General features: G+C 67.2%; 7 protein-coding genes. 2 read left to right on the plus strand and 5 right to left on the minus strand.

Features of this window, described 5'->3' with window-relative positions:
• The first annotated feature begins 403 nt into the window (after window positions 1-403).
• Window positions 404-1180: a class II aldolase/adducin family protein gene (locus tag MKL09_RS00025; RefSeq protein ID WP_244016805.1), complete on the plus strand. Its 777-nt coding sequence runs from the start codon at window positions 404-406 to the stop codon at window positions 1178-1180.
• Window positions 1181-1195: 15 nt separating this feature from the next.
• On the opposite strand, the gene MKL09_RS00030 is transcribed toward MKL09_RS00025, so the two are convergent.
• On the minus strand, window positions 1196-2095 hold the full coding sequence (locus MKL09_RS00030) for a LysR family transcriptional regulator (RefSeq protein WP_244016807.1): 900 nt from the start codon (window positions 2093-2095) through the stop codon (window positions 1196-1198).
• Between the two features lie 157 nt (window positions 2096-2252).
• On the opposite strand from MKL09_RS00030, the gene MKL09_RS00035 reads away from it, so the two are divergent.
• Entirely contained in the window at window positions 2253-4394 is a 2142-nt protein-coding gene (locus MKL09_RS00035; RefSeq protein WP_244016809.1) for a malate synthase G, read from the plus strand.
• A 73-nt stretch (window positions 4395-4467) separates the two neighbouring features.
• Here the strand turns inward: MKL09_RS00035 and MKL09_RS00040 are convergent, their stop codons facing one another.
• From MKL09_RS00040 to MKL09_RS00055, 4 genes are all read right to left on the minus strand, one after another.
• Window positions 4468-4707: an EscU/YscU/HrcU family type III secretion system export apparatus switch protein gene (locus MKL09_RS00040; protein WP_313901160.1), complete on the minus strand. Its 240-nt coding sequence runs from the start codon at window positions 4705-4707 to the stop codon at window positions 4468-4470.
• Between the two features lie 725 nt (window positions 4708-5432).
• Window positions 5433-5930, minus strand: coding sequence for an MgtC/SapB family protein (locus MKL09_RS00045; RefSeq protein ID WP_244016813.1), 498 nt, complete (start codon window positions 5928-5930; stop codon window positions 5433-5435).
• Window positions 5931-5951: 21 nt separating this feature from the next.
• A complete protein-coding gene (locus MKL09_RS00050; RefSeq protein WP_244016815.1) occupies window positions 5952-6431 on the minus strand; it encodes a histidine phosphatase family protein in 480 nt (159 codons plus the stop codon).
• A 438-nt stretch (window positions 6432-6869) separates the two neighbouring features.
• The coding region (locus MKL09_RS00055; protein WP_244016817.1) for a transposase at window positions 6870-7024 on the minus strand (155 nt) is incomplete at its 5' end.

The following is a 7024-nucleotide window of genomic DNA, read 5'->3' on the forward strand; positions in this document are numbered from 1 at the left end:
TTCGATTTCAACAGGTCAGACCCGGTGGGATGGCGGACCATGCTGAGCAAGCCGCACTAACCTACTGCCTCAAACCGGCACCGGCCCGCCGCCGCCGACCCGGCGGCTGACCGGACCGGCGCCCCGAGAAGTCTCACGACGCGTCGCGGCGGGCAAGAGACCATGAGCACAAAATAGGAACATTGTCAAGTTCTGGCTGGGACGGGGAGGGGGTTCCCAAAGGGCGAGCCCTTTGGCGGGGTTCGGGGCGGAGCCCCGAGATACCAGGGCTCCGCCCTGGACCCGCACAAGGTCCCGGACCTTGTGAATCCAGGACTCCATCGATCGGCCCCGATGCATTGCCGGCACGCGGCCCCTGGTGCACCCTGTCGGCGATCTCGCTCACCGAGCCAGGAGCCGTCGCATGATCGCAGCCGCCCATTCCACTGCCCCGGACCGCGAAGCGATCCAGGCGATGCGCGTCGACCTGGCGGCGGCCTACCGGCTGATCCACCGGCTCGGCCTCGACGACAGCATCTACACCCACATCTCGGCGCGGCTGCCGGGCGAGGGCCATCGGTTCCTGATCAACCCCTACGGGATGCGCTTCGAGGAGGTGACGCCGCACAACCTCGTCACCGTCGATATCGACGGGCGCGTGCTCGAGGATCCGATGGGGCTCGGCATCAACCCGGCCGGCTTCACGATCCACAGCGCCATCCATGCCGCGCGCCACGACGCGATCTGCGTGCTGCACACCCACACGGTCGCGGGGGTGGCGATCTCGTGCCAGGAGGAGGGGCTTCTCGCCCTGAACCAATGGTCGATGCAGTTCGCCGGCCGGCTCGCCTATCACGCCTATGAGGGGATCGCCCTCGACCTCGACGAGCGGGCGCGGCTGGTGGCCGATCTCGGCGACAAGCCGGTCATGGTCCTGCGCAACCATGGCCTGCTGACCTGCGGCCGCTCGGTCGGCGAGGCGTTCAAGCTGATGCACAACCTGGAGCGCTCGTGCCGGGCGCAGCTGGCGATCCAGGCCGCCGGCGCGCCGATCACCCGCCCCTCCGCCGCCATCGCGGCCAAGACCGCCGGGCAATATGCCGCCGGCTACGACCGCGTCGCGGTCCAGGGCGCCCCCGACAACGAGTGGGCGGCGTTCAAGCGGATGCTGGCGCGCACCGATCCCGATTTCGCGCAGTGAGACGGCGAGGGCGTCTCACGGTTCCGGCCAGGCGGCGCTCGACCGGTAGGAGCGCTTCAGGAAGTCGATGAAGGCCCGGGTCTTGGCCGGGACGAAGGCCCGGCTCGGATAGACCGCGTAGATCCCCGCCTGGGCCGCCGCCGTGTAGGCGGGCAGAACCACCTCCAGCAGGCCGCTGCGCAGCTCCGCGTGCACGTCCCAGGTGGAGCGCAGCGCGATGCCGAGACCGCCGATCACCGCCTCGCGCACCACCTCGTTGGAATGGGTCCGCAGGGGCCCGGCGGCGCCGACCGTGCAGGGTCCATCCGGCCCGACCAGGCGCCACGGGTTCTGGTTCTCGGTGGCCAGGCAGACATGGCCGCGCAGGTCGTCCGGCCCGGCGGGGCGCCCGGCCGCGTCGAGATAGCTGGGCCGTGCGCAGAGGACCCGCCGCACCGGGGCGAGGCGCACGGCGGTGAGCCCGGAACTCTCCAGGGTGCCGACCCGGATCGCGAGATCGTAGCCACGCTCGACGATCGGCTCGAAATCGTCGCTGAGCTCCAGGTTCAGGACGAGATCGGGATGGAGCGCGAAGAAGGCCCGCAGGTGCGGGACGATGTGCAGCCGCCCGAACGAGCTCGGCGCCGTCACCCGCAGGGTCCCCCGCGCCCGGGAGGCCCGCTGCGAGACCAGGGTCTCGGCCTCCGCGATGGCGTCGACGATCGGAGCGATGCGCTGGAAGAATTCCTGGCCGACATCGGTGGGCGCCACCCGCCGTGTGGTCCGGTGCAGCAGCCGCACCGCCAGCCGCTCCTCCAGCCGCTTCAGCCGCTTCGAGACCACCGCCACCGACAGGCCGAGCTCGGACCCGGCCTGGGTCAGGCTGCCGGCCCGGACCACCCGGGCGAAGATCTCCAGGTCGCTGTGGTCCTGCATGGGCGATGGGACCCGCATTCTCAACGTCGCGGAAAGAATCAAATCCCTTTTGGCGCCTTTTTCGCGGGAGCCAAGGGTTCTATCGCTGGGTCGTCAAAGATTCTTCACGCGCCGCTCAAGTTTTTCTCAAAAGCGCGCGCCAGCCCAGGGGATCGCCATGTCGGGCCTCGTCGTCGCCGAAGACCTCCGCCGCTTCCTGTCCGAGGAGGCGCTGCCCGGGACGGGGGTGAACGCGGACCGGTTCTGGTCGGGCTTCGCGGCGATCCTCCGGGATCTCGCGCCGCGCAACCGGGCCCTGCTCGACCGGCGCGACGGGCTCCAGGCCGACATCGATTCCTGGCACCGCGACCGCCGGGGCCAGCCGCACGATCCGGCCGCCTACGCGGCGTTCCTGGCCGAGATCGGCTACCTGCAGCCGGAGCCCGATTCGGTGCGGGTCACCACCGCGGACGTGGACGCGGAGATCGCCGCGATCGCCGGCCCGCAGCTCGTGGTGCCGATCTCGAACGCCCGCTACGCGCTCAACGCCGCCAACGCCCGCTGGGGCAGCCTCTACGACGCGCTCTACGGCACCGACGCGATCCCGCAGGACGGCGACCTCGCCCCGGGCCAGGGCTTCAACCCGGCCCGCGGCGCCGCCGTGATCGCCCGGACCAAGGCGTTCCTGGACGCGGCCGTGCCCCTGACCGGGGGGACCTGGGCCGAGGCCGCGGGCTTTGCCGTGCGTGCGGGACGCCTCGCCGTCGATCTCGGCGGCGGCCGGACGGCCAGGCTCGCGGATGAGGCCACCCTGACGGGCTTCACCGGCGCCGCGCAGGCGCCCGGGACCCTCCTGCTGCGCCATCACGGCCTGCATATCGAGATCCGGATCGACCGGACCAGCCCGATCGGCCGCACCGATCCGGCCGGCATCGCCGACGTCGTGCTGGAATCCGCCCTCTCGACCATCATGGACATGGAGGATTCGGTCGCCGCCGTGGACACCGCCGACAAGGTCGCGGTCTATCGCAGCTGGCTCGGCCTGATGCGCGGCGACCTCGTCGCCCGCCTGCCCAAGGGTGGCCGCACCATCGAACGGCGGCTCGCCGAGGACCGGACCTACAGGGCCCCCGACGGCGGCAGCCTGACCCTGCCGGGCCGGTCGCTGATGCTGGTGCGCCATGTCGGGCACCATATGTATACGGACGCCGTGACGCTGGACGGGGCCGAGATCCCCGAGACGATGCTCGACGCGGCCGTCACCGCGCTGATCGCCCTGCACGACCTGAACGGAGCTCGGCGCAACAGCCGGGCCGGCTCGGTCTACATGGTCAAGCCGAAGCTGCACGGCCCCGACGAGGTGGCGTTCGCGGTGGAACTGTTCGGCCGGGTCGAGGCGCTGCTCGGGCTGGCGCCCAGGACCCTGAAGATCGGCGTGATGGACGAGGAGCGGCGCACCAGCGCGAACCTCCGGGCCGCGATCGCCGCCGCCGCCGACCGCCTGTTCTTCATCAACACCGGCTTCCTCGACCGGACGGGCGACGAGATCCACACCGCCATGGAGGCCGGCCCGGTGGTCCGCAAGGATGCCATGAAGGCCACCACCTGGATCCGGGCCTACGAGGACGGCAACGTCGATGCCGGTCTGGCCTGCGGACTGCCGGGGCACGCGCAGATCGGCAAGGGCATGTGGGCCGCCCCCGACCGGATGGCGGCGATGCTCGCCGCCAAGGGCGACCATCCGGCGGCCGGCGCCAACACGGCCTGGGTCCCGTCCCCGACCGCGGCCACGCTCCACGCGCTCCACTATCACCAGACCGACGTGCGCGCCCGCCAGGCGGAACTCCGCGACCGGGCGCCCGCGACCCGGGCCGCCATGCTGACGCTGCCGCTGGCCCCGGAAGCGTTCTCGCCCGAGGCCGTCCGCGAGGAACTCGACAACAACTGCCAGGGCATCCTCGGCTACGTGGTCCGCTGGATCGACCAGGGCGTCGGCTGCTCGAAGGTGCCCGACATCCACGATGTCGGGCTGATGGAGGACCGCGCCACCCTGCGCATCTCCAGCCAGCACATCGCCAACTGGCTCCGCCACGGCATCGTCGACCGCGCCCAGGTCGCCGAGGCCCTGCGCCGGATGGCCGGCATCGTCGATCGCCAGAACGCCGGCGATCCGGCCTACCGGCCGATGGGCCCGGATTTCGACGGGCCGGCCTTCCGGGCCGCGGAGGCGCTGGTCTTCGAGGGCGCAGCCCAGCCGAACGGCTACACCGAGTTCGTCCTGCACCGCTTCCGCCGGGAAGCGAAGCGCGGCCAGGCCTGACGCCCGGGCGCCTGGCGCTCGATGTGACGCGCCCGCGCGCCGCCGAACGGGTCCCCCTCTCGGCGGCGCGCGCTCAGCGCTTCTTGCGCGTCATCACGTAGACGAGGAGGTTGGCGACGGCGCGGTAGAACTCCGCCGGGATCGCCTGGTTGATCTCGACATTGTCGTACATCGCCCGGGCCAGGGTCTTGTCGACCACGATCTCGATCCGGTGCTGCTCGGCGATCTCGCGGATGCGCAGGGCGAGCAGGTCCTTCCCCTTGGCCAGCACCATGGGGGCGTCGTTCTCCGCCTGATCGTAGCGCAGCGCGATTGCCTAGTATGGCCTCCTACATGCTACCCCGACGATAAGCCGACCACCCACCTGCAATCAAAAAACCATTTCTTCACAGCGTCTTAGGCGAGCATAGGCTACCATAGTCGGCGATCACGGGGAAGACGAAATTAGAAGCGTTTTCCGGGGTCAGTGTGACAGATTGTGACCAGACCACGATGATAGGACGGTCCTAACGAAGGCTGATCCCACATTCCCTAGATGGCAGAACGGGCACCGAACCGATCATAGAAGTGAGCAACAGCCGACGATCAAGAGCCGGGCCCAAACGGTAGGGAATCGCGCTCGGATGCTGCTGTTACGATCCGTCGCCACCAAGAATGGGTGTGCGAGACCGTCAAGCTAGATCCCAGGGTCGATCCGAACCATGGTTGGCGACACACTTGGAAGACGCGCGCACTGGGGGTTGGAATCGAAGAACGGCTCAGGGACGCGATCACCGGCCATCGTGTTGCATCGGTGGGGAGACGGTATGAAACACCGACACTAACAATGCTGGCCGACGCTATGAGCCGTTTTCCTCGCTATCATTCCGGGACCGTGACGGGGGATGGACCATAGCCGAAGCCTGATCCTACGTTCGCAGCGATGATAGGATACGCATCGGACCAGCCTTGGAATCCAGCAATATCCGCCGATCCAAGAGCAGGCCGCAATGACGTAGAGAAGCGCGGTTGGGTGCTGACTGGGTGGAAGGGCGATCTTCAGTCAGGCGATGCGTCTGCCCGTCCTGTTACCTGTGCTTTCTCCGAGTCCTTGCCGTGCTTCCTCTTCCACCGTGCGTCGATGATCTGGTCAATGCGGCCCCCAATCCAGAGCAGGAGCAGCAGCAGGACCGTCCCTATCGCGACAGGTAGATAGGCACCGACCCCACACGAAATCCCAAGCGCGGCTGTTACCCAGATTGCCGCGGCCGTGGTCATCCCGTGGACGTGAAACTTGCTGCCGCCTTTGACGATGACGCCCGCGCCCAGGAAACCGATGCCTGTGACGATGCCCTGGATGGCCCGACTAGCGTTGGCATCGACACCTTCGGCCGAGAATCCTGAACCCGCCATCGTTACCAGAGCGGACCCAAGACCGACCAAGCCAAGCGTGCGGACACCAACAGGCTTGGCGTGCATCTCCCGATTAAAGCCGACCACCATGCCGGCGACCACCGAAGCCCCAAGACGCAGGCACATGTCAGCCGCGTTGATCATGTCCCTTAAGCGTCCGTTGGCTTAGCTCTCACGTTCGGAGAAAGGCTCATCGCTATCACCACTCATCAGCCGGGGGCACAGTTGGCGAAACGACCATGGGGCATCGGGAACGGCCCTATCGAACCGTAAAGCCACATCGAAGCGATCACCGTCCCATTTGGTAGGAACTCCAGGAATGATCTGCGAGCCCTTCAACGCCGGGATCAGATCCGTGACGATGGCCTTGTGCTCCCAAAAGACGATCACAACCCCGGTCAGCTTCTTAATCTCATCTGCTAGTTCGTGCTCCTGTGACACGCCATAGTCCGCTCTGAGTGTGAGCTGCAGCCGTTCGGTAAGAGGCGTGGAAGTCTCAAACGGACGGTGGCTGAACTTTCCCTTCTTAATCACGGGCTCAGGCTTGGCCGCATAGATGACATTGGGACGAGGGTAGTCGGCACTGCTTAGGTTGGACCCGAACAGCGCAGCCCAAGCACCAGCCCTCTGCCACCCACGGATCACGAGAGATTTATCGTCCGTCTCTCCATCAATCGTGGTGCCACCAGGAACCGCCCGCCTTTTCTGCGTGACGAACGAACATGACGGTAAGTGCGGACATCGGAGCTTGGTGCCTCGGTTGATTGCGGCCAGATGGTGTCGTGGCGGTAGCAGCCCAGGCCACTCCAAAAGCGTTGCAGAATGCCGGGAACGTGACAGCAGCCGGACCATAGCCGAAGCCCGATCCGACGTTCCGGCGACGATAGAATGAGCATCGAGCAGAACCGTAGCCGCAAGCATTATCGAACGATTCAAGGCCGCGCCGAAGCCGTAGGGGATCGTCGGTGGTGTTGTTGTCACGATCCGTCGCCACCAAGGAGGGGTTCGCGCAACCGTCAAGCTAGATCCCGATGTCGATCCGAACTGACCTGACCGGTATTTTGGACCGAGCCGATTGAGAGGCTACTGCATGGTGGCAGCCATGGGTAGCCGGAAGGCCAGATCCGGGTAGCTGACGGGCGCGGGCGGCCGATAGCCCAGCGACGAATGCGGTCGGACGCGGTTGTAGGTGTTTTGCCACAGACCGATCACGATCTGCGCCTCCTTTAATGAGTAGA

The sequence above is a fragment of the Methylobacterium sp. J-048 genome, assembly GCF_022829515.1.
GTDB lineage: Bacteria > Pseudomonadota > Alphaproteobacteria > Rhizobiales > Beijerinckiaceae > Methylobacterium.

Bases quoted from the DNA above. Each gene is read 5' to 3' on its own strand.
- MKL09_RS00035 (WP_244016809.1), top strand. From the start codon at position 2,253: ATGTCGGGCCTCGTCGTCGCCGAAGACCTCCGCCGCTTCCTGTCCGAG.
- MKL09_RS00045 (WP_244016813.1), bottom strand. From the start codon at position 5,930: ATGATCAACGCGGCTGACATGTGCCTGCGTCTTGGGGCTTCGGTGGTC.
- MKL09_RS00030 (WP_244016807.1), bottom strand. From the start codon at position 2,095: ATGCAGGACCACAGCGACCTGGAGATCTTCGCCCGGGTGGTCCGGGCC.
- MKL09_RS00025 (WP_244016805.1), top strand. From the start codon at position 404: ATGATCGCAGCCGCCCATTCCACTGCCCCGGACCGCGAAGCGATCCAG.